The sequence below is a fragment of the Photobacterium sp. genome, assembly GCF_057456235.1.
The window spans coordinates 1-24,000 of record NZ_JBVCPH010000020.1; the positions used below are offsets into that span (position 1 = coordinate 1).

Genomic DNA, 24,000 nt, shown 5'->3' on the forward strand with positions numbered 1-24,000 from the left:
CGGCTCAATGATTTTTACTGATTTTCTTGTTTCAACCGAAGTTGAAGCATAAATTGACTGTGCCAATATCATTCCTCTGCAGGAATCATACTGTTCGGTCACTCAGTTCATTGATAAATCTTTCGACTTAACTTTTTCACGAGTGCCCACACAGATTGCATGGTCAAATTATTAAAGAACATACTGACTAGGTTGCTGGCTAAGCGCCGTGCTCCGTGTCAGTGAGGTCGCATTATAGAGGGTTCGATCACATTGGCAAGAGGTGTTTTAAAATAAACTTGTCAAAACCAACAGTTCGGACAAAAAATAGACTAAGTCGTCATATTATAGACTTAAAACCGCTTAAACTGGGCTGCAAAGTGTGAAACTTTATCCCAGTCTGTATATTCCACCTCTTTTGTTGTATCTGTTTCTCCCCCCGTCATCTTCATGATGAATTTAATCATTGTACGATCGAACCAGTTATAACGTGGATAACGTAGTGCGCCAGCAAACACAGCCAGTAGTTTGGGTTGCCATAATGACTTCTGTAAAAACTTCTGCATATATACACTCGTTTCAGGCGTATTCTTCCCTTCTTTACGAGCGGTCAGGTTCACACAGAAGAAACCGACTTTACACTGCTCTAATTGCTGCTGATTTTGAGCAATAAACTGATACAGTTTTTTGTTCAAATGACCATAACGAATAGAGGCACCAATCAGCACACGATCATATTGAGAAAAATCAACAGCAGACAATGAGTGAAGGTCCTGCAATTCACACTCACAGCTATCACGTAATTCCTCTTCTATATAATGAAGAATTTTAATCGTTTGCCCTTCAGTACTTGAGTGAAGCAGTAAAACCTTTTCCACAACCTCTCCTTAATTTCGCCAAAACGTCGGCGTAAACAAAACAAGTAAAGTAAACACTTCTAATCGGCCAAATAGCATTGAGATAATGAGTACCCACTTCGCTGACTCGTTTATCTCACCAAAATGCACGGCCACTTCCCCCAAGCCTGGCCCGAGGTTATTTAAAGTCGCGGCAACAGCTGAGAACGCAGTAAGTTCGTCCAGCCCTGTCGCAATTAAAGCCAGCATACAGATAACAAATACGAGGGCATAAGCAGAGAAGAACCCCCAAACCGCATCCACCACCCGCTGCGGTAAGGCTTTACTGCCGAGCTTGATGGTATACACCGCACGCGGATGCACCAGACGCTTAAGTTCTCGAACCCCTTGCAATAACAGCAGCAGCATCCGAATCACTTTCATACCGCCACCGGTTGAACCTGCACAGCCACCAACAAAAGATGAAAACAATAAAAGTACAGGCAAGAACAACGGCCAATCGGAGAATCCAGTGGTCGTAAAACCCGCGGTCGTCGATATCGAAACAGTCTGGAATAACGCCTGATCAAACGCATCATAATAAGAATTGTATGAATGGTGCTGTAATAACATACCAAAGCATATTAGGAACAGTATCAATTGGGCAGCCAGGAAGGCTTTGAATTCAGGATCTCGCCAGTAGGTGCGAAGATGGATCCCACCATTAGCAAATGCGGCAAAGTGCAGTGAAAAGTTACAGCCGGATATCAGTAAGAAGACCACAGTAATAAGATTAATAGTGGGACTATTAAAGTAACCCATGCTGGCATCGTGAGTTGAGAAGCCACCAATGGCAACTGTTGAAAAACTATGGGAGATAGCATCAAACACTGTCATACCTGCCATCCAAAATGCACCGGCACAACTGACAGTCAGCGCTAAATAGATATACCAAAGAGCTTTTGCTGTTTCCGCGATACGCGGTGTCATTTTACTGTCTTTGACCGGTCCCGGAATTTCTGCCCGATATAACTGCATCCCACCGATCCCCAGCACCGGCAAAATAGCAACCGCTAATACAATGATCCCCATCCCGCCGAACCATTGCAGTAGCTGACGATAAAACAGAACGGCCTTAGGTAAATGATCCAGGCCTACAATAACCGTAGCCCCTGTCGTCGTTAGAGCCGAGAAGGATTCAAAAAAAGAATCGGTGAGGGACAAATCGGGGGTTTTAGCCAAGATAAAAGGGACAGCACCAGCACTACCTATTACAGTCCAGAATAAAACAACGATTAAGAAACCATCCCGCGCTTTCAGTTCATGACGATGGCGCCGGTTGGGAAACCACAACAAAGCCCCACCAGCAAACAGTAGGAAGAACGTGACGACAAATGGAAAACCGGCACCATCCCGGTAGATCAAGGCGATCAAAGCCGGTGCAAGCATGGTGACACTAAATAACGCGAGCAATAGCCCCACGATTCTGATGATAGATCGAAACTGCATAGCCTAGTCGGCTCTCATCCTTAAAAACGATTATAGAGTGCGATTAATTATCGGAACCGGTGGTTGGTATGATTCGACCACCACTGCGATTAGTGAGTTTGGCTGAAAATTCTTTCACCAAACGGCTATCAAGCTCGAGGGTCATATCGACCTGATTGCCATAATTAGCACAGAGCTGAATCCCTGCATATTCTGCCAGCAGCGACTCGACCAGTGAAACCTGATTATACTCACAGCTCAAGCTGAGTTCCGAAGTTATTACCTTTTCTTTGGTTTGCAGCACAGTTAAGGCTTGCTGGACGCCACCACCGTAAGCCTTGACAAGCCCACCCGTTCCTAACTTTATCCCGCCGGAGTAACGGGTAACCACTGCCGTGATCTCACCAATGCCGGCCCCCGTTAACTGGCCGAGAATGGGTTTACCCGCGGTTCCTGATGGCTCACCATCATCACTGAACCCCCATTTCATCGAATCCGTCGGACGTCCAGCGACAAAAGCCCAGCAATGATGGCGAGCATCGCTGTGCTTAGCTTTGATATGTCTAACAAAAGCTTTCGCAGCATCGACTGTTGGAGTGTGCGCCAAATAAGTGATAAAGCGACTTTTCTTTATCTCTTCTTCAAAGCATGCCTCAGCCGCTGGCACTAAATAAGGGTCAGACTCCATCATTGGGTGACTACCAATAAAATCCAGATGAAAATAATCGCGCAGGATACCACAACATAAGCACAACAAATTCAATATAGCTGTAATAAGAAACACATAAAGAGAAATAATCAGCCAGATACAACCATTAACCGGCTCGCTCCCCCACACGACAGCCCTTTCTTTTCTTTGAGCTGAAATCGATATTTCCGACCTGTCGACTTTATTTACATTCACTGTCGCAAAACAAATGCGGTCAACGAACAACTCGTGCCTGATAACTCCCGCGTCAGAACAGACAAGAAAGTTAACAATACCCCAACAACCGGCTCGCGCTGCCATTAAACGTGACAATAAAAAAGTCTTTACTTTCAATAGCAAAAATAAACCAACATATCCCACCTATTATTATTAACAATAAAAGTTAAACAATTGTTTTAAATAAGTGTTGAAATAGTTGCATAACGGGTTCAGACTTATCTCTAACCTGGTTACAGGTCAAACCAGTAAAACCAATCTGGCACAGAACCGGAAATCGCGGAGATAGAACATGATTTACAAAGGTGAAACCCTATCCGTCAGCTATCTGGAAGATGGTATTGCGGAACTTAACCTCAACGCTCCAGGCTCGATTAATAAATTTGATCTAAAAACCCTGGAATGCTTTAACGAAGCCTTAAATGCCCTTTATCAACAAACAGACCTTAAAGGCCTGCTTCTTACCTCAGATAAAGATGCATTTGTTGTAGGAGCTGATATCACAGAGTTTCTTGGCTTGTTTGCCAAACCTGCAGATGAGCTGTCCCAATGGCTGACCCGAGCCAATGACATCTTTAATAAATTAGAAGATCTACCCGTACCGACGCTTTCAGCCATAAACGGCCACGCACTTGGCGGCGGTTGTGAATGTGTTCTTGCCACGGATTTCCGCCTGGCTGATACCACGGCGCGTATTGGTTTGCCAGAAACTCGACTCGGCATCATGCCTGGCTTCGGCGGCACAGTTCGTCTGCCACGCCTGATCGGGGCAGATCCTGCGATGGAAATCATTACCGCCGGTAAAGATAAAAAAGCTCAAGATGCCCTGAAGCTTGGTCTAGTCGATGCCGTTGTCGCGCCACAGGTGCTAAAAGAAGCAGCAGTGACAATGATGAAAGACGCCATCGCCGGAAAACTGGACTGGCAAGCCCGTCGAGAGCAGAAGAAGGCACCGCTGACGCTCAACAAAATGGAAGCAACAATGTGCTTTACCATCGCCAAAGGTATGGTGGCACAAGTTGCAGGTCCGCACTATCCGGCTCCGATGGCGGCCGTTATTACCATTGAAGAAGCAGCCAGAATGCATCGTGACGAAGCATTGGCTGTTGAAAACAAGCACTTCGTAAAACTCGCGAAAACGGAGGTCGCCCAGGCTCTGGTTGGGATTTTCCTCAATGATCAATACATCAAAAGCAAAGCGAAGAAAGCCGCCAAAGAAGGCCAGCCGACATCCAAAGGGGTCGTTATTGGTGCAGGGATTATGGGAGGCGGTATCGCCTATCAATCTGCGCTTAAAGGCGTACCGGTACTGATGAAAGATATTGCCGTTTCTTCTCTTGAGCTGGGTATGAACGAAGCCGCAAAATTGCTGAACAAACAACTGGAACGGGGCCGGATTGATGGTATCAAGATGGCCAAAGTACTGTCAGGAATTACTCCAAGCCTGCACTATGCAGACGCAGAAGATGCGGATATCGTGGTTGAAGCCGTCGTCGAGAACCCGAAAGTTAAAGCCGCAGTCTTAGCGGAAGTCGAAGGTAAGGTATCAGACAATGCGGTGATCACCTCTAATACCTCGACGATTCCAATAAACTTACTGGCGAAGTCTCTCAAGCGTCCTGAAAACTTCTGCGGGATGCACTTCTTCAACCCCGTTCATCGGATGCCACTAGTGGAAATCATTCGAGGTGAACGCACATCAGACCAAACCATCTCGCGTGTTGTCGCCTATGCGGCAAGGATGGGTAAATCTCCTATCGTCGTAAATGACTGCCCGGGGTTCTTCGTCAACCGAGTACTGTTTCCTTACTTTGCCGGCTTTAGTCTGCTGCTGCGTGACGGTGCTGACTTCACGGTTGTCGACAAAATTATGGAGAAACAATTTGGCTGGCCAATGGGCCCTGCTTACCTGCTAGATGTGGTTGGTATTGATACCGCTCATCATGCCCAGGCGGTTATGGCGGAAGGTTTCCCGACCCGCATGAGCAAAGAGTACAGAGATGCTGTTGATGTGATGTTCGAAGCACAACGCTTTGGACAGAAGAATGGTAAAGGTTTCTTCGCTTACTCTGTCGATCGCCGAGGCAAGCCGAAGAAGAGCATTGATCCAGCCGTGGCAGACCTGCTCGCACCTGTTTCAGGCTCAGCAACAGCGTTCACCAGTGACGATATTATTGCCCGCATGATGATCCCCATGATTAACGAAGTCGTTCGTTGTCTGGAAGAAGGTATTATTGCATCCCCGGCCGAAGCCGATATGGCGCTGGTATATGGTATCGGCTTCCCTCCTTTCCGCGGCGGTGTATTCCGTTACATTGATACTCTGGGTCTGGCTGAATATATCGCCATGGCAGATAAGTTTGCTCATCTCGGTGCCGTTTATGAAGTACCGGCAGGCCTGCGTGATAAAGCGGCCAAAGGCGAAAGCTACTATTCAACGCAACATACAGCACAAGCAAACGCTTAAGGATGAGGGATAAAAAATGAATAACGTAGTAATTGTTGATTGCATCCGCACCCCGATGGGGCGCTCTAAAGCTGGTGCTTTTCGAAATGTTCGTGCTGAAGATCTGTCTGCGCACCTGATGAAAGGATTAATCAGCCGTAACCCCCAACTAGATCCGAATTCCATTGAAGATATCTACTGGGGCTGTGTACAGCAGACGCTAGAACAAGGCTTTAACGTAGCACGCAATGCATCGCTTTTAGCCGGCATTCCACATACTGTGGGTGCTACCACGGTAAACCGCCTGTGTGGCTCTTCCATGCAGGCTCTGCATGATGCAACGCGTGCCATTATGGTTGGCGATGCAGAGACTTGCATCATTGGCGGTGTTGAGCACATGGGCCATGTTCCTATGAGCCACGGTGTCGATTTCCATCCGGGCATGTCAAAGTCTGTCGCAAAAGCTGCTGGCATGATGGGCTTAACAGCTGAAATGCTCGGCCGCATGCATGGGATCAGTCGTGAAATGCAAGACCAATTCGCCGCACGTTCTCACCAGCGCGCCCACGCAGCAACGATTGAAGGACGGTTTAACAATGAAATCCTTCCCATTGAGGGTCACGACGAAAACGGAGTGCTAAAACTGTATGACTACGATGAAGTCATCCGGCCGGAAACCACACTAGAAGGTTTATCTGCTCTGCGCCCGGTATTTGATCCGGTGAACGGCACAGTAACAGCCGGCTCGTCATCTGCGTTGTCAGATGGCGCTTCAGCCATGCTAGTAATGAATGAAAGCCGTGCTAAGGAGCTTGGTCTCACTATTCGTGCCCGCGTGAAATCAATGGCTATTGCAGGTTGTGACCCTTCGATTATGGGGTATGGTCCGGTACCCGCCACCCACAAAGCACTGAGACGAGCCGGTCTGACCATGGACGATATTGGTATGGTGGAATTAAATGAAGCCTTTGCAGCCCAGTCTTTACCGTGCGCCAAAGATCTAGGCTTGCTTGATAAAGTCGATGAGAAAGTGAACCTGAATGGCGGCGCGATTGCACTGGGTCACCCGCTCGGTTGCTCGGGCTCTCGTATTTCAACAACCTTAATCAACCAGATGGAGCATCACGATGTTCAGTTTGGCCTTGCGACCATGTGTATTGGCCTAGGTCAGGGGATCGCCACTATCTTCGAACGTATTGAATAGCCGATAACAAAGACTTAGCCCGCATTTTGCGGGCTTGTTTTATGAGCCCCCCGTTCACTCGCACTACACATGTGCCTGGTGCATAGATTAAATGATAAAGTTTCATTTTATTCATAACCTTATCACGACTACACTCTACCCATATTCGCAGCCCTTTCCTTTATACCCGGAGTACATCTATGTTTAAGGCACTCGTTCTTGATCAGGAAGAAAAAAAAACCATTGCAGAGATCCGTCAAATTGACGAATCTCTGCTGCCTGACGGTGAGGTATTAGTCAGTGTGGATTACTCTTCTCTTAACTACAAAGATGGCTTAGCCATCACAGGTAAAGGCCGCATTGTGCGCCAGTTCCCGATGGTGCCAGGTATCGACTTAACCGGTCGCGTTGTGGAATCAAGTGATGACCGCTATCAGGCAGGCGATCAGGTTGTATTGACTGGCTGGGGTGTTGGCGAAGGTCACTGGGGCGGGATGGCAGAGAAAGCGCGTCTGAAAGCCGACTGGCTGGTACCCTTACCCGCGAATTTAGATGGCAAGCAAGCCATGATGATTGGGACCGCAGGCCTAACCGCCATGCTTTGTGTGCAGGCATTAGTCGATGCGGGTGTTACACCCGATGCCGGTGAAGTACTGGTTACTGGCGCAAGTGGTGGTGTGGGATCGGTTGCCGTCACTATTCTGGCTCAACTCGGCTATCAGGTTGCAGCCGTCACTGGCCGTTCGACTGAAAACGGCCCGTTGCTCAAGGCGCTGGGTGCAGCCCGTATCATCGAACGCAGTGAATTTGAAGAACCGGCACGCCCCTTGGAGAAACAACTTTGGGCCGGAGCTGTTGATACCGTCGGGAGTAAAGTACTGGCAAAAACGCTGGCGCAGATGGACTACAACGGCGCCGTTGCCGCTTGCGGTCTGGCGGGTGGGTTTGATTTACCCACCACAGTCATGCCTTTCATTCTTCGAAATGTAAGACTACAGGGTATCGATTCGGTCTCGTGCCCGTTCGAAAAACGTCTGCAGGCATGGCAACGCTTAACAGAGCTACTACCAGCCAGTTACTACCAGCAAGCGTGCCGAGAAATTGCATTAGAACAAGTTGCAGAATGTGCCGAAGCCATTACCAATGGCCAGATCACTGGCCGTGTCGTGATCAAGCTATAAAAAAGACAATAACGACCTTGGCCAGCTATTGCTGGCCTTTTTGTTCCCACCCCGTGCCAATATCCCAACGCCCACCAATAACGACTTGTGATCCAGTGAGTTTAGGCCAGCCCCATATCATGGATCCGCTTATCAATCAGACGTCCACATTCCTCTTTAATCAGGTTACGCAACCAAATCTGTGAGGCTGAATGTTCACAGCGGGGGTGCCAAATTAGCGAATAGTCAAACGGCTTGAATTCAAACGGCAACGACTTAATCACTAAGTTATGTTTTTCCGCGACTAAATAGGCCAAATCCGCCGGCACCGTAATAATGAGCGGCATTTTATCCACAATAGCCAAGGCCGCTTCCAAATGATAAGCCCACAGTACCAGCTTGCGTTGGCGATATCCTCGCAGGGATTCATCAATCAGAGATTTAACCCCGTCACTGATCGCAATCATCGCATGGGGGAACGTTAGATAATCATCCAGGGTCAGATTCTGATCTGCCATCGGATGATTTTTTGACAACAGGCAAAATACACTCACCAGACCAAGACTGTCACGGCACAAGGGATCAACAGGGCCGGTAGGACGGCAAATGGCCATATCACAGCCATCAGTGGTTAACTGGCTCAGTAAATGTTCATGCTGCAACGGTTCGAATTTCAACGATATATTAGGCGCTTCCTCATAAACTCGAGGCAGAGCAAAGGGCAGGATTGTTTGCATAGCGTAATCGGTAGTGGCAATAACAAAACGCTGATCGCACAATTCCGGGCGGAAATCGCTGGGGGTAAGAAGAATACGTAATGCTTCCAGCGGATCATTCAGTGATTCATTGAGCTCCAGCGCCCTTTGGGTAGGGATAAGATGCTGCCCTTGTCGGGTAAAAAGCGGGTCACCCAGTAAATCCCGTAACCGCCCCAATACCCGACTCATCGCTGACTGGCTGAGACTGAGTCTGACTGCAGCCCGACTGACACTGCACTCTTCAAGCAAGACTTTTAACGCCACCAGTAAATTTAAATCACGGCGGTAGACTTCTTCCAGCTCCATATCAAACTTCACTCGCTTAGTAATAGCCACATAATGATGAGAAACCCAGTCATTATGAAGCTGCCGATAAAAAAATCCCGCTAAAAAGCGGGTAAGCCCAAGAAATTGGGGAGAGTGTAGTCGATGTAAGGTATTGAGTGGTCGAAAAGTTAATTTTCTTCCTCTTCGAGATCCGGTGAATTTATTAATTCAAACCAGAGTCCCAGCGCGGCAGCAATCAACCCTCCAAGTGCAAAAACACTCAGATTATTTGGGCTGCGTAAAACAAGAGAACAAAAAGTGATAAAGCACAGCACACTATAAATTGTCAGGCGATCAACTTGAGTCAACATAATAACCTCCTAATCCTTCAGAAGATGAACGTTAATGACCTGTTAAATACGTTACACAGTTCGCATTGATTTGCCAACCCTTATTGATTAATTCTTATCCATAAGTATGATCAGAGGCTCTAAAACAGAATGTATATGTTATGACAGCAATTTTTAAAAACCCGACTCATAACCTGGAAGCGCAAGGGTTGCGTTGTCCAGAGCCCGTGATGATGGTACGCAAGACCGTAAGAAAAATGGCAGAAGGCGACACCTTGCTGGTACTGGCTGATGATCCCTCAACCACCCGGGATATCCCTAGTTTTTGTCGCTTTATGGATCACACCCTGATAGCGGCAGACACAGATAATATCCCTTATCGTTTTCTGATCCGTAAAGGGACGGGAAATTAAAAGGGCAGCTCACCGAGCTGCCCTTTTGCTATCTAACTTTTCCCATGCAATAACCGCTCGGTATCCCTTCTCTACCCGCAACTATCACGAACCTCTTTACGCGCCTGTTCTAACTCGTGGCGTAACTCGCGAATTTCTTTTTTCATCGGAATAACGTAACGTAATCGCACCCAGGCATCGACGGATAAATAGGTTGTTATAATCGCTCCGACCACCATCGGCAACCACATATCAGTCAACATCATACCCAATATGTTAAGTGCTAAGGCAATATTAAATAACCAGCATTGGCTTTGCGGTGAAATAGCGAGAAATCGGGTCATATCCCCTCCTAGGATTGAATACCGTAACGATCACCACCACAATATCATGGCGATATTAGGTGCACTATGGCAAACATCACAGTTCCGTTGCTCTTCATAATAACGAGATAATCGACGATTGTTTCATGTGAAACACCTCGCTTTATTCCAATATCATAACCCATCATGGGAAAGTATGGTTACAGGCCAAATACCGCAGTAACGGCAAGACCAGCAAACAGTGTCGCCGTTACCTTACGGATCAACCCCAGAGGCATACGTTCTGCAGACAACTTGCCAATCAAGACGACGGGAACATTTGCCAGCAACATCCCGATTGTCGTCCCGAGAACAACAAGCAGTAGCGCATCACTATATTTGGCCCCTAACATTGTTGTGGCAACCTGGGTTTTATCCCCTATCTCGGCAATAAAAAACGCAATAAAACTCGCCACAAATGGACCCCGATTCGATATGCTTTCATCGTCATCTAGCTTATCGGGGATCAGGACCCAACCGGCCATCACGACAAAACTGACCACAAGTACCCATTTTAACACCTCTGGAATCAGGTAATCCGCCACCACAACGCCCAACCAGGCAGCCAACGCATGGTTCGCAATCGTAGCGAGAAAAATGGCTAAGATAATCGGTACAGGTTTACGATAGCGACTAGCTAACAGCAGAGATAACAGTTGGGTTTTATCACCAATTTCAGCTAATGCAACACTAGTAATAGATACAGCTAACACACTCACGACATGCTCTTTGGGGCGAGGATATTTATTAGAACCACAGGTAAACACACACGCCCCACCCCGGTTCATGCAGATTTACCAATGGTCTCGCCAAACTCACCAGTAGGATGAATGTGAGTCATAATCGCCATGAAGATTTTGCTTCAAGTATGTTGACGATTATCTCGATAGATCGAGAGGCTACTCCCCAAAGGAGGCAGGATAATAACGAGTTAGGAATTAATGGTCAAGACTGAGAAGCCAACCGTTGTAAGGAGATATTGCCAGCCAACATTATGGGCCGGCAACATAAAGAGTAAATTAGCCAGCCGTCGGGCTTAATACAATTTCAACGCGACGGTTTTCTGCACGTCCCTGCGTCGTATTGTTAGAGGCGATAGGACGTGCTTCACCCATCCCTTTTGATGCAACCCTATTTGCCGTTACGCCATTGAGGATCAGGTAATTGCTCACTTCACCTGCTCGTACTTGAGACAGGCGCAAGTTGTAAGATTCAGAACCGGTACTATCCGTAAACCCATACACATTGAGCATGGTCTTATCGTATTCTTTTGCCACCAATGCCACATTATGCAACGCATTCATTGCACGAGAGCTTAAGTCTGACTTATCAACTCCAAAGGTAATCTCATTTGGCATGTTCAGTACGATGTTATCGCCGTCACGGGTAACACTGATGCCCGTAGATTCTAACTGCTGACGTAATTTGGTCTCCTGGACATCCATGTAATAACCAATACCACCGCCTAATGCCGCACCGGAGGCTGCTCCAATCAATGCACCTTTACCGCGATCGCTCTTACTGGAAGACGCTACACCAATCGCCGCCCCGGCAACAGCACCGATTAATGCGCCACTGGTTGATTTGGCTGTTTGATCTTCACGGGTGTAAGGGTTAACAGTGGTACAACCCGTTGCAACAACAGATGTTGCCACTGCAAAAATAGCAGATCGCACCCATTTATTAGATGCCACAGAAAAATTCATAGTCATTCTCTTGTCCCTGTTCTCGATTTACAATCGATGTGATTGTTACGAACATTAATACTGTACGGCATATAGCTCCGTTCAGAAACCAGTATTCTAAAGAATGGAACAATTCGACGCATCAGAACAATGTCAATTGTTCACCGTCCTGATGGTAAAGTCCGTTAATACGCCAAAATAATTACGCAAAACCGCTAAAGATGGATAAAAAACGTGCACTGCCCCTACTCGGAAAAAGCCATGCAATGTATACTGGATTGTTATTCAAATTACTTTTAATCCACTAACCTCGCGAAGCTGACAATGCAGAAATACGATATTAAAACCTTTCAGGGCATGATCCTCGCGCTGCAGGATTACTGGGGCCAGCAAGGTTGTACCATTGTACAACCTCTGGACATGGAAGTTGGTGCAGGTACCTCTCACCCGATGACATGTCTGCGAGCTCTGGGGCCGGAACCTATTGCAGCAGCGTATGTTCAACCATCTCGCCGCCCAACCGACGGTCGTTACGGTGAAAACCCTAACCGCCTGCAGCACTACTACCAGTTCCAGGTAATGTTGAAACCATCTCCGGACAACATTCAGGAACTCTACCTAGGCTCACTCGAAGTATTAGGTATTGACACTCAAGTGCACGACATTCGTTTTGTAGAAGACAACTGGGAAAACCCGACCTTGGGTGCCTGGGGTCTTGGCTGGGAAGTTTGGCTTAACGGCATGGAGGTAACACAGTTTACTTACTTCCAGCAGGTTGGTGGTCTTGAGTGTAAACCTGTAACCGGTGAGATCACTTACGGTATTGAACGTCTGGCGATGTACATTCAGAACGTTGACTCAGTCTACGATCTGGTATGGACCGATGGCCCATTAGGTAAGGTCACCTATGGCGATATCTTTCACCAGAATGAAGTCGAGCAATCCACATATAACTTTGAGCATGCAGACGTGGACTTCCTGTTCTCTTTCTTCGACCAGTGCGAAAAAGAGTGCAAGGAACTATTGGAACTTGAAAACCCACTTTCACTTCCAGCCTACGAGCGTATTCTAAAAGCAGGTCACGCGTTCAACCTTCTTGATGCACGTAAAGCGATCTCGGTTACCGAGCGTCAGCGTTACATCCTGCGTATCCGCAACCTGACAAAACAAGTTGCTGAAGCTTACTACGCATCTCGCGAAGCCCTTGGCTTCCCTATGTGTAAAAAAGAGAAGTAAGGACGTAGCATGACTGAAAATAATTTCCTTATCGAATTAGGTACTGAAGAACTGCCTCCCAAAGCCCTGCGTACCCTTGCCGAAGCATTTGCAGCAAACTTTGAGGCTGAACTGAAAGCCGCTGATCTTGCCCATCAAGGCGTGAAATGGTTTGCCGCCCCTCGCCGTTTAGCGCTAAAAGTCACCGCACTGGCAGCCGGCCAGGCGGACAAGGTCGTTGAAAAACGAGGTCCGGCTATTGCTGCAGCCTTTGATGCAGAAGGCAATCCGACTAAAGCAGCTCAGGGCTGGGCTCGCGGTAATGGTATTTCCGTCGACCAGGCTGAGCGTCTGAAAACAGACAAAGGTGAATGGCTACTGTACAAGCAGGAAGTCAAAGGTAAGCCGACACAAGAGCTGCTTTCAGACCTCGCTGCCGCGGCACTTGCTAAACTCCCGATCCCTAAACCAATGCGTTGGGGTGACAAAGAAACACAATTTATCCGCCCGGTTAAAACCCTAACGATGTTGTTAGGTGGCGAACTGATCGCCGGGAACATTCTTGGTGTTGATTCAGCGCGTACTATTCGTGGTCACCGCTTTATGGGTGAGCCTGAGTTCACTATTGATAATGCAGATCAATATCCGGCGCTTCTTGAAGAGCGCGGCAAAGTCATCGCTGATTACGATAGGCGTAAAGCAATCATCCTCGAAGGTGCGAAGAAAGCAGCTCTTGAAGTCGGTGGTATTGCCGATCTGGAAGATGAGTTGGTTGAAGAAGTCACCTCTCTGGTTGAATGGCCTGTTGTCTTAACAGCTTCATTTGAAGAAGACTTCTTAAACGTGCCTTCAGAAGCGTTGGTTTACACCATGAAAGGGGATCAGAAATACTTCCCGGTATACGATGCTGAAGGCAACCTTATACCTAAGTTTATTTTCGTCTCTAACATCGTGTCGAAAGATCCTCGTCAAATCATCGAAGGTAACGAGAAAGTCGTTCGCCCTCGCCTTGCTGATGCTGAGTTCTTCTTCAAGACAGATCGCAAGCGTGCGCTGGTTGAACGGCTTCCTGAGTTGGAAACCGTTCTGTTCCAGAAGCAACTGGGTACCCTGCGTGATAAAACTGACCGTATCACGGCTATGTCAGGATTTATCGCTCATCTGATCGGTGCAAATGCAGAGCACGCCGAGCGTGCCGGCCTGTTATCTAAATGCGACCTGATGACTTCAATGGTATTTGAGTTTACAGATACTCAAGGTGTCATGGGCATGCACTATGCTCGCCTTGATGGTGAGCACGAAGACGTTGCGGTGGCGCTGAACGAGCAGTACATGCCTCGTTTCGCGGGGGATGACCTACCGAAATCAGACGTGGCCGCTACGGTCGCACTCGCGGATAAGATTGACACGCTAGTAGGGATCTTCGGTATCGGCCTGCACCCTAAAGGTGCAAACGACCCATTTGCACTGCGTCGAGCAGCGCTGGGGGCGCTTCGGATCATTGTTGAGAAAGGCTACAAACTGGATTTAGTTGACCTGATCACTAAAGCCAAAGCCCTATTCGGAGACAAGCTAACAAACCACAACGTTGAAGCTGATGTTATCGACTTCATGCTGGGCCGCTTCCGCGCGTGGTATCAAGACGAAGGCCATAGCGTTGATGTAATTCAGTCCGTACTGGCTCGTCGACCAACTCAACCTGCTGATTTTGATCAGCGTGTAAAAGCGGTGACTCACTTCCGTTCTTTGGATGCAGCAGAATCATTAGCGGCTGCGAATAAGCGTGTCGGTAACATCTTGGCAAAATTCGATGGTGAATTACCTGCATCTATCGATAGCACACTGCTTATCGAAGATGCCGAAAAGGCACTAGCTGAAAAAGTGGAAGCAGTCATCGCAACCCTCGCACCAATCTTTGCCGAAGGTGATTATCAGCATGCACTCTCGGAGCTGGCAACCCTACGGGAATCGGTAGATGCCTTCTTCGATAATGTCATGGTTATGGCAGATGACGAGAAACTCAAAGTTAACCGTCTGACAATGCTAAACCAGCTTCGCAATGAGTTCCTGAAAGTCGCTGACATTTCACTCCTGCAGAAATAAACACTGATGACAAACCCGAACCCCATACTCCGGTGTGGGGTTTTTTTTCGGTTACATTTTCGCACACATGCCACTGCTCACTATACTTATATGGTTCCACGTGAAACACCACCACCTCGTCATCTCAGACTAGAGTTGCAATCGACTACACTCAAAATGTCGCCTTCTCACCTAGACTCTTTTACTGTTTCACGTGAAACAACCAGCAAAAATCATGCTGGGTTCTTATCCTTTCCCTCTGCAGTACAATCATGTATGTTGACAACTGAAGGCAATCTATACAGCTATTTAACAAGTTTATGATAAGAACAAGATACTGAGGTCGGAAGTACACATGGAGTTTTCTACATTCGGAGACAAGTTCGCTCGTTATTCAGGCATTACCCAGCTAATGGATGATCTCAATGACGGCTTAAGAAATCCTGACGCTATCATGCTTGGTGGTGGCAATCCTGCCCAGATACCTGCCATGGTGGAATATTTTAATGGTATTGCCAAAGAAATGCTCGACACCGGTGAGCTTACCGCGGCAATGACTAATTACGATGGGCCACAAGGGAAAAATACTTTTCTGAATGCCCTCGCCGATTTGCTCAGAGAAACATATGATTGGGATATCACCGCAAAAAATATTGCGCTGACGAATGGCAGCCAAAGTGCTTTCTTTAACTTATTCAATCTGCTTGCCGGTGATTTTCCAGACGGCAGCCGGAAGAAGATCTTATTGCCTCTAGCCCCGGAGTATATTGGCTATGGCGACTCTGGCCTGAGTGATGACATGTTTATCTCTTACCGCCCGGAGATCGCCTTACTCAGCAATGGCCTGTTCAAGTACCACATCAATTTTAACGAACTCATCATTGATAACAGCATCGGGGCGATTTGTGCTTCTCGGCCAACCAACCCGACCGGTAATGTACTTACCGACGAAGAGATCCATCATTTGGATGAACTGGCCCGGCTGCATAATATTCCGCTGATCATTGATAATGCTTATGGCATACCGTTCCCAGATATTATCTTTGCCGATGTCACCCCTTTCTGGAATGACAACACCATTCTTTGTATGAGTTTATCTAAGCTCGGTTTACCCGGTGTTCGCTGCGGCATTGTCATTGCGAGTGAAGAGATCACCACAGCGATTACAAACATGAACGGCGTGCTCAGCCTGGCCCCGGGTGGGGTTGGTCCTGCAATCATCAATAAGATGATTGAAAAGCAAGACTTATTGGCACTCAGCGCACAGGTAATCAAACCTTTTTACCAACGTAAATCACAGCATGCGGTCGAGTTATTACAAACCGCCATTATTGATGAGCGCTTTCGTATTCATAAGCCGGAAGGAGCCATGTTTCTATGGTTATGGTTTAAGGAATTGCCCATCACGACAATGGATCTCTATCGCCGGCTTAAAGCCCGCGGCGTGCTAATTGTTCCGGGAGAGTATTTCTTTATTGGATTAGACGCTGATTGGCAACATGGCCATGAATGCCTGAGGATGAACTATGTCCAGAATGATGATGACATGAAAAAAGGCATTGCGATCATTGCTGAAGAAGTCGCGAAAGCCTACGCTGAAGCTTAATTTTTGTGGCAGGCGGTATGACAACACCGCCTGTTCACGATAATGACCACTGCCTGATTGTATTTTAACCGGTCTGAAGGCTAATACTGGCAGTCAGCGTTCCACGTGAAACAACTGATCTTGCTCCCCGCTTGTCATACTCAGCATCAAACTAGCCGATAAAGTAAGACAGAATAGTCATCAGTACGGTAACGATCAGAAAGGCCTGCATAAGCTGACCTTCCACGACTCTACAACGAAATAACTCACACTGAACGGCTATTCGCCTTCGATCAGGTTTCCGCCATTAATAGCAATTTTTCTTGGCTTCTGCTCTTCAGGAATTTCTCGTTCGAGATCAATGTGAAGTAAACCATTCACCATCTGAGCACCGATTACTTTTACGTAATCCGCTAATTGAAATTTACGCTCAAAATCGCGTTCAGCAATACCTTGGTAGAGATAATGGCGCTCTTCTTTGCTCTCAGTTTCGCGAACACCACGCACAATCAGCTTATTTTGCTGCTGGGTAATATCTAACTGTTCATCAGCAAACCCGGCAACTGCCATCGTAATACGGTAGTGATTCTCATCTTGCTGCTCAATGTTATATGGTGGGTAACCGGTATTCGCATTACTGACATTTTGTTCCATTTGATTGAACAGACGATCAAAACCAATTGCAGAACGGTAAAGAGGAGTGAAATCTAGGTTGCGCATAATAGCTATCCTTCTAATGAAGCAATAAAAAACAATACGGTTATGTAATGAAGTGGTTTTCCGCTATTGGACAAACCTGTCGCTTGACCCTGAATCAGGCGTCTTGCTCTTCATAACTAGATATAGGGATGGTCTTCATCTTTTCCAAGCGTAAATACAAAAAATTTATTTCTGTTGCAGGTATTCATCCCAATAAAAACGCCGCTAAACAGCGGCGTTTTAATCACAACCCAACTCAAAGTAATAATCTATACGTCTAGATTCGCCACTTTCAGTGCATTCTGTTCAATAAAGTTACGGCGAGGTTCAACGTGATCGCCCATCAAAGTCGTGAACAGTTCATCAGCAGCCACGGCATCATGAATCGTAACTTGCAGCATGCGGCGAGATTCCGGATCCATTGTCGTTTCCCAAAGCTGCTCAGGGTTCATCTCACCCAGACCTTTATAGCGCTGAAGTGACAGACCACGGCGCGATTCTTTAATCAACCAATCCAAGCCTTCTTTGAAGCTCGTGATCGGTTGTTTACGCTCACCGCGTTGAACATAAGCACTTTCTTCAAGCAGCCCATGCAGCGCTTCAGAAAGATCCGCAAGTCTACCGTACTCTTTCGAGTTCAATAAGTCATAGCTCAACGCATAGTCATATTCCACCCCATGGGTACGAACAATCACTTTCGGTAAGAAGACATTATTCTCTTCATCGCGAATAATGGCGAAGCTAAACTGGCTTTCACCCGATTGCTTGTCATTCAATGCCGCCACTAACGGCTTCGACCATGCTTCAACCGCCGCTTCATCTGCCAACATATCGACAGCAAGACGCGGTTGATAAACAAACTCATTCAGCATCATAATTGGATAGCGGCGGCTCATACGCTCAACCAGCTTCATTCCTGCATTGTATTGTTTGACTAATTCTTCCAAGGCAAGTCCAGCAAGAGCGGGAGCGCTTTCGGTGGTATACAGAGAAGCATTATCCAAAGCAAGAGAAACCTGATACTGGTTCATATCATCATCATCTTTGATGTACTGCTCTTGCTTACCCTTCTTCACTTTGAAAAGCGGTGGCTGGGCAATAAAGATATGACCACGTTCGATCAACTCCGGCATCTGACGATAGAAGAAGGTCAACAGTAGCGTACGGATGTGCGAACCATCGACATCGGCATCGGTCATAATAATGATGCTGTGGTAACGGAGCTTGTCCGGATTATATTCGTCACGGCCAATACCACAGCCCATGGCGGTGATTAAGGTTGCGACTTCTTGCGATGAAAGCATCTTGTCGAAACGTGCTTTCTCTACGTTAAGGATTTTACCTTTCAGCGGCAAAATAGCCTGGTTTTTACGATTTCGCCCCTGCTTGGCTGAACCGCCAGCAGAGTCCCCTTCCACTATGTATAGTTCAGAAAGAGCCGGATCTTTTTCCTGGCAATCGGCAAGTTTGCCTGGTAGGCCAGCGAGATCTAGCGCGCCTTTACGGCGGGTCATTTCACGCGCTTTACGCGCAGCTTCACGTGCACGTGATGCATCGATAATTTTTGAACAAACGATTTTGGCATCTGCCGGATTTTCAAGTAAGAACTCGCTGAGTTTCTCACCCATGGCAGATTCAACCGCTGGTTTCACTTCGCTCGAAACCAGCTTATCTTTAGTCTGGCTTGAGAATTTTGGATCCGGTACTTTTACCGATACAACCGCGGTCAGACCTTCTCGCGCATCATCTCCCGAAGTTGCGGTTTTCGCCTTCTTCGAATAACCTTCTTTATCCATAAAGGTATTCAAAGTTCGCGTCAGTGCGCCACGAAAACCGGCTAAGTGACTACCACCGTCACGCTGTGGAATATTGTTGGTAAAACAGTAAATGTTTTCCTGGAAGCCATCGTTCCACTGCATTGCCACTTCAACCGAAATCCCGTCTTCACGTTGGAAATCGAAGTGGAATACTTTTGGATGAATCGGCGTCTTGTTGCGGTTCAGGTGTTCAACGAACGCTCTGATACCACCTTCATACATGAAATGGTCTTGTTTACCTTCCTCACGCTCATCAATCAATTTGATGGATACGCCAGAGTTCAGGAACGATAATTCGCGTAGACGCTTGGCTAAAATCTCATACTGAAAGACGACGTTGGTAAACGTCTCTTCGCTTGGCCAGAAACGAATTCGTGTACCTGTCTTTTCCGTTTCACCAATAACAGCAAGAGGCGCATCAGGCACACCGTGATGATAAATTTGATGGTATGTGAAACCGTTACGATGAACTGTCAGATCGACTTTTTCAGACAGGGCATTAACAACCGAGACCCCGACCCCGTGAAGACCACCCGAGACTTTGTATGAGTTATCATCAAACTTACCGCCGGCGTGCAATACCGTCATGATAACTTCAACGGCAGATACACCTTCTTCTTCATGAATGTCGGTAGGAATACCACGGCCATCATCGCTCACAGAAACAGAATTATCTTCATGAATCGTGATAATAATGTCTTCACAGTGACCAGCAAGAGCTTCATCGATAGAGTTATCGACGACCTCAAACACCATGTGGTGCAAGCCAGTACCGTCATCTGTATCGCCAATATACATCCCTGGGCGCTTACGTACAGCATCAAGGCCTTTAAGCACCTTGATGCTTGATGAATCGTAATTGTTGGACATTGAGTTACTCTCGCTTTAATTATCCTGCGGTTATTTTACCGTGTTCCACATGAAACATCTTGCCATTTTCATCATGCATTTCCGCGATTTGTTCATCACTGATCGCACTGATGAAAACCTGGGCGTTGGTTTCTTTTAACCTTTGCGCTAACAGCGCACGCCGATGGCTATCCAGCTCGGAAGCAAAATCATCAATAAGGTACATACACTGTTTGCCGGTCGCTTCTGTTAGATGGCCACCCTGCGCCAGACGCAGCGCGCACACCATAAGTTTCAGCTGCCCTCGGGACAGCACATCTTCCACAGGCGTACCAGCAACCTTCATCCGCAAATCAGCTTTATGAGGACCGCTTGCGGTATAGCCGAGCTGACAATCACGTTCAAAATTACGCTTTAACAGCTCAGCATAGGGTGTTTCTTTTTCCCAGCCACGATAATAAGTCAGCTGGATATCATATTCGGGCAAAAAGCCCTGGCATATTTCAGCCGCTTTTTGTTTTACCGCGTCTAAATAGCGGTAACGCCATATGCTTATCTCTTCGGCCAGCGTTGCCAGTTCCTGATCCCAGTAACTGATTTCACGATAACTACGGGCCGTTTTTAGCAGCGCATTGCGCTGCTTAGTCAACCGTTTTATCCGGCTCCAGGCATTATAAAACTGAGGCTCAATATGAAAAACCCCCCAGTCAATAAATGCACGGCGATATTTCGGTCCGCCGATCAGCAATTCAAACCCTTCAGGGGTGATCAGTTGCAGTGGTAAAACCTGTGCGAGTTGTGCCAGTTTCTGACCGCTTTCACCGGCAACTTTCACTTCCGTGGTACCGTCTCGCTTTTTATTAATGCCAAGTGGAAGCTCTAAATCATTATCGCTCTGAACCCGGCCATGGATAAACAATTCATGTTGTTCATGACGGATCACACGGCTTGTGAGGTGGCTGCGAAACGAACGCCCGTGGCCCAGGTAATGAATCGCTTCCAATACACTGGTTTTTCCGCTGCCATTCGCCCCAACCAGAAAATTAAAGCTCGCCGACAAGGTTAAGTCACACGCTTCAATATTTCGAAAATCTTTGACGACTAAACGGGTAAGTGACATGCCTTATAATCTGATTGGCATTACAACATACATGGCTTCATCGTGAGCACAGTCTTCAACCAGGGCACTGGCATTCGCATCCGTTAACGAGAGACGAACCTGCTCACACTTCAACGTATTAAGCACATCAAGTACATAACTGACATTAAAGCCAATCTCCAAATCATCCCCCTGATAATTTACATCAACAAACTCTTCCGCTTCTTCCTGTTCGGGATTATTGGCGGTAATACGCATTTCACCGTTAGAGATATTAACCCGCACACCGCGGAATTTCTCATTCGACAAAATAGCCGCACGGGAAAAGGCTTTACGCAGTTCATCGCAGCTTGCTTCAACAAATTTATTACTGTTCTGCGGCAATACCCGGCGATAATCAGGAAAACGACCATCGACCAGTTTAGAAGTGAAGACAAAATTATTCACGGTAGCACGAATGTTCGAGTTGCCAACCTGAATATCAACCATCGCGTCGGCATTATCTAATAAGCGAACCAGCTCCAGCACCCCTTTGCGCGGTACGATAATTTGCTTAGAGCTCAGCTCTTGCGCCAAATCGATGGCACAGACCGCCATACGGTGGCCATCGGTAGCCACTGAGCGTAAGCGGGTCCCTTCCGTTTCAAATAGCATACCGTTCAGGTAGTAACGTACATCCTGATGCGCCATTGAAAACTGCGTGCTGTCAATCAGCTGACGCATACGGCCTTGAGGCAAGGTAAATTCGACCTCGCTTTGCCAATCGTCAATATTTGGAAAATCTGCCGCCGGTAACGTCGATAGCGAATAACGGCTACGACCAGAGCGGATAAGGACGCGATCTCCTTCCAACGACACCGCAATGTTGGCGCCGTCAGGCAGGCCACGACAGATATCAAGAAATTTACGCGACGGGACTGTCACCGCCCCCGGCTCGAAGTCAGCTTCAAGAGCCAGCTTCGCAATCAGCTCCACTTCCAGATCGGTTCCCGTCATCGACAGGCAACCGGATTCGACCTGAAGCAAAATATTTCCCAGGATCGGCAGAGAAGGCCGACCGCCCAGTGCACCAGACACCTGCTGCAGGGGTTTTAATAGATGTTCGCGTTCAACGGTAAATTTCATATCAAGACGACAATGTTCTTATTAGGTTTGAATAATCTTCTTTTATATCGTGGCTTTCTTCACGCAACTGTACGATTTTACGACAGGCATGTAAGACCGTGGTATGGTCTCGACCACCAAAAGCATCACCGATTTCCGGAAGACTGTGGTTGGTTAGTTCTTTTGCCAGGGCCATCGCCATCTGACGCGGGCGCGCCACAGAACGGGAACGACGCTTCGACAGCATATCAGCCATCTTTATTTTATAGTATTCGGCAACGGTCTTCTGAATATTATCAATCGTTACCAGTTTTTCCTGCAGTGCTAACAAATCACGCAATGCCTCTCGCACGAAATCGATCGTAATAGCCCGACCGGTAAAGTTCGCATTGGCGATAACGCGATTTAATGCCCCTTCAAGCTCGCGGACATTAGAGCGCAGACGCTTGGCAATAAAGAATGCCACTTCATCAGGCAGGCGGATATTATGATCTTCCGCCTTCTTCATCAGAATCGCGACTCGGGTTTCAAGCTCCGGCGGTTCAATCGCGACGGTTAGCCCCCAACCGAAACGTGATTTCAAGCGATCTTCGACCCCGTTGATCTCGCGCGGGTAGCGGTCAGACGTCAGAATGATCTGCTGATTGCCTTCAAGCAGCGCATTAAAGGTATGGAAAAACTCTTCTTGCGAACGCTCTTTATTGGCAAAGAACTGGATGTCATCAATGAGCAACGCATCAACACTGCGGTAATAACGCTTAAATTCTTCAATGGCATTGTTTTGCAGCGCTTTAACCATATCTTGCACAAAGCGTTCAGAGTGCATATAAACCACGCGAGCATTCGGCTTGCGATCGGCAATCGCATTACCAACGGCATGCAGTAAATGCGTTTTGCCCAAACCGGTGCCGCCATAGAGGAATAAAGGGTTATAGGCTGCGCCCGGGTTACCGGAAACCTGTCGACAAGCAGCCAGACCCAGCTGATTCGATTTACCCTCGACAAAATTATTAAAATTATGTTTTGGATTAACATTCGAACGGTAACCCGACTTCGATTCCGGCTGTACCGGTGAAGGGGCTGGCTCCCATGAACGAGAAGGCGGCTCATCATACACTGTCGGTGCTGGTGATACTGCAACAGGGGCAGCAACAGGCTGAGGCGGTGGCGCGACAACCCGACGACTGCCTACCTCAAACCGCAAAATCGGCATATCATTGCCACAAAACTCATTGAGCAGACGGTTGATATTATTGAGGTACTTATCCCGTACCCAGTCAAGCACAAAACGGTTAGGCGCAAACAGAGTCAACGAATTATCGTGCAACTCTGCCTGTAGGGGTCGAATCCACATGCTGAATTCTGTTGCAGGGAGTTCTTCCTGAAGGCGTTGAAGGCACTGCAACCAAAGCGAAGATGACAAATTCGACTCCACACTGAATAACAAAAGACAAAAGAGGGCTAATTTTATACCCGCTGGCTCAGGATCACCAGCAAAGAGATCGTAGATCCAGTGAATAAGATCAGACTTATTCACAATGATCGCACAAGCAACCCCGAGATCAGCACAATTTTACCCGCCCTTACCCACAATTCTGTTAACAATCGCTCGGATCCCTCCTTTGTAGCCAGAAAATTATTCGAAACGACCGCCCCCCTATCCATAACGGCTTCATTCACAATGGTACCGTTAATGAACTGATAGATGTGATCTATATT

At 47.3% G+C, this 24,000-nt stretch carries 20 protein-coding genes and 1 riboswitch; of the genes, 7 read left to right on the forward strand and 13 right to left on the reverse strand.

Translation table 11 applies throughout. From position 1 onward, the window contains the following. Window positions 1-332: 332 nt before the first annotated feature. The 3 genes from hemG to AC2204_RS18165 are packed head-to-tail and all read right to left on the reverse strand — an operon-like array spanning window position 333 to window position 2,991. Complete coding sequence (gene hemG, locus AC2204_RS18155) at window positions 333-857, reverse strand: menaquinone-dependent protoporphyrinogen IX dehydrogenase (RefSeq protein ID WP_318927151.1); 525 nt, start codon at window positions 855-857, stop codon at window positions 333-335. A 9-nt stretch (window positions 858-866) separates the two neighbouring features. Continuing rightward, complete coding sequence (locus AC2204_RS18160; protein WP_318927153.1) at window positions 867-2,324, reverse strand: TrkH family potassium uptake protein; 1,458 nt, start codon at window positions 2,322-2,324, stop codon at window positions 867-869. Window positions 2,325-2,367: 43 nt separating this feature from the next. Further along, on the reverse strand, window positions 2,368-2,991 hold the full coding sequence (locus tag AC2204_RS18165; protein WP_318927266.1) for a YigZ family protein: 624 nt from the start codon (window positions 2,989-2,991) through the stop codon (window positions 2,368-2,370). Between the two features lie 529 nt (window positions 2,992-3,520). Here AC2204_RS18165 and fadB point away from each other — a divergent pair. From fadB to acuI, 3 genes are all read left to right on the forward strand, one after another. Then, window positions 3,521-5,695 (forward strand): fatty acid oxidation complex subunit alpha FadB, encoded by a 2,175-nt coding sequence (gene fadB, locus AC2204_RS18170; RefSeq protein ID WP_318927155.1) that lies wholly within the window; start codon window positions 3,521-3,523, stop codon window positions 5,693-5,695. Window positions 5,696-5,711: 16 nt separating this feature from the next. Then, window positions 5,712-6,878 carry an acetyl-CoA C-acyltransferase FadA gene (fadA, locus tag AC2204_RS18175; protein ID WP_318927157.1) on the forward strand — a complete coding sequence of 389 codons (1,167 nt, stop codon included), beginning with the start codon at window positions 5,712-5,714 and terminating at the stop codon, window positions 6,876-6,878. 179 nt (window positions 6,879-7,057) lie between these two features. Beyond that, on the forward strand, window positions 7,058-8,038 hold the full coding sequence (gene acuI / locus AC2204_RS18180; RefSeq protein WP_318927159.1) for an acrylyl-CoA reductase (NADPH): 981 nt from the start codon (window positions 7,058-7,060) through the stop codon (window positions 8,036-8,038). Window positions 8,039-8,139: 101 nt separating this feature from the next. Here acuI and AC2204_RS18185 read toward each other — a convergent pair whose 3' ends face one another. Together AC2204_RS18185 and AC2204_RS18190 are read right to left on the reverse strand one after the other, a co-directional pair. Then, window positions 8,140-9,081, reverse strand: a complete 942-nt coding sequence (locus AC2204_RS18185; protein WP_318927267.1) for a LysR family transcriptional regulator — start codon at window positions 9,079-9,081, stop codon at window positions 8,140-8,142. Window positions 9,082-9,230: 149 nt separating this feature from the next. Next, complete coding sequence (locus AC2204_RS18190) at window positions 9,231-9,413, reverse strand: hypothetical protein (protein ID WP_318927161.1); 183 nt, start codon at window positions 9,411-9,413, stop codon at window positions 9,231-9,233. 140 nt (window positions 9,414-9,553) lie between these two features. Between AC2204_RS18190 and tusA the strand changes: the two genes are divergently transcribed. After that, complete coding sequence (tusA, locus tag AC2204_RS18195) at window positions 9,554-9,805, forward strand: sulfurtransferase TusA (protein ID WP_318927163.1); 252 nt, start codon at window positions 9,554-9,556, stop codon at window positions 9,803-9,805. A 71-nt stretch (window positions 9,806-9,876) separates the two neighbouring features. Here tusA and AC2204_RS18200 read toward each other — a convergent pair whose 3' ends face one another. From AC2204_RS18200 to AC2204_RS18210, 3 genes are all read right to left on the reverse strand, one after another. After that, on the reverse strand, window positions 9,877-10,128 hold the full coding sequence (locus tag AC2204_RS18200; protein WP_318927165.1) for a hypothetical protein: 252 nt from the start codon (window positions 10,126-10,128) through the stop codon (window positions 9,877-9,879). Between the two features lie 179 nt (window positions 10,129-10,307). After that, complete coding sequence (locus AC2204_RS18205; RefSeq protein ID WP_318927166.1) at window positions 10,308-10,865, reverse strand: TMEM165/GDT1 family protein; 558 nt, start codon at window positions 10,863-10,865, stop codon at window positions 10,308-10,310. 92 nt (window positions 10,866-10,957) lie between these two features. After that, window positions 10,958-11,066, reverse strand: a riboswitch (yybP-ykoY riboswitch). A gap of 99 nt (window positions 11,067-11,165) precedes the next feature. Continuing rightward, on the reverse strand, window positions 11,166-11,858 hold the full coding sequence (locus AC2204_RS18210) for a YiaD family glycine zipper/OmpA-like lipoprotein (protein ID WP_318927168.1): 693 nt from the start codon (window positions 11,856-11,858) through the stop codon (window positions 11,166-11,168). A gap of 297 nt (window positions 11,859-12,155) precedes the next feature. Between AC2204_RS18210 and glyQ the strand changes: the two genes are divergently transcribed. The 3 genes from glyQ to AC2204_RS18225 all read left to right on the forward strand — a co-directional run bounded on the left by glyQ (window position 12,156) and on the right by AC2204_RS18225 (window position 16,734). Then, a complete protein-coding gene (glyQ, locus tag AC2204_RS18215) occupies window positions 12,156-13,067 on the forward strand; it encodes a glycine--tRNA ligase subunit alpha (RefSeq protein ID WP_107285061.1) in 912 nt (303 codons plus the stop codon). Between the two features lie 9 nt (window positions 13,068-13,076). Further along, window positions 13,077-15,149, forward strand: a complete 2,073-nt coding sequence (glyS, locus tag AC2204_RS18220) for a glycine--tRNA ligase subunit beta (protein WP_318927170.1) — start codon at window positions 13,077-13,079, stop codon at window positions 15,147-15,149. Window positions 15,150-15,483: 334 nt separating this feature from the next. After that, window positions 15,484-16,734 carry a valine--pyruvate transaminase gene (locus tag AC2204_RS18225; protein ID WP_318927172.1) on the forward strand — a complete coding sequence of 417 codons (1,251 nt, stop codon included), beginning with the start codon at window positions 15,484-15,486 and terminating at the stop codon, window positions 16,732-16,734. A 258-nt stretch (window positions 16,735-16,992) separates the two neighbouring features. On the opposite strand, the gene ibpA is transcribed toward AC2204_RS18225, so the two are convergent. The 5 genes from ibpA to dnaA form a co-directional block, all read right to left on the reverse strand. Beyond that, on the reverse strand, window positions 16,993-17,433 hold the full coding sequence (gene ibpA / locus AC2204_RS18230) for a small heat shock chaperone IbpA (RefSeq protein WP_318927173.1): 441 nt from the start codon (window positions 17,431-17,433) through the stop codon (window positions 16,993-16,995). A gap of 248 nt (window positions 17,434-17,681) precedes the next feature. Then, window positions 17,682-20,099 carry a DNA topoisomerase (ATP-hydrolyzing) subunit B gene (gyrB, locus tag AC2204_RS18235; RefSeq protein WP_318927175.1) on the reverse strand — a complete coding sequence of 806 codons (2,418 nt, stop codon included), beginning with the start codon at window positions 20,097-20,099 and terminating at the stop codon, window positions 17,682-17,684. Window positions 20,100-20,118: 19 nt separating this feature from the next. Continuing rightward, window positions 20,119-21,198 carry a DNA replication/repair protein RecF gene (recF, locus tag AC2204_RS18240; protein ID WP_318927177.1) on the reverse strand — a complete coding sequence of 360 codons (1,080 nt, stop codon included), beginning with the start codon at window positions 21,196-21,198 and terminating at the stop codon, window positions 20,119-20,121. A gap of 3 nt (window positions 21,199-21,201) precedes the next feature. Next, window positions 21,202-22,302 (reverse strand): DNA polymerase III subunit beta, encoded by a 1,101-nt coding sequence (gene dnaN, locus AC2204_RS18245; protein ID WP_318927179.1) that lies wholly within the window; start codon window positions 22,300-22,302, stop codon window positions 21,202-21,204. 1 nt (window position 22,303) lies between these two features. Continuing rightward, the gene (gene dnaA, locus AC2204_RS18250) at window positions 22,304-23,704 is read right to left on the reverse strand and encodes a chromosomal replication initiator protein DnaA (RefSeq protein WP_318927180.1); all 1,401 of its coding nucleotides are present in this window, start codon (window positions 23,702-23,704) and stop codon (window positions 22,304-22,306) included. Window positions 23,705-24,000: the final 296 nt, after the last annotated feature.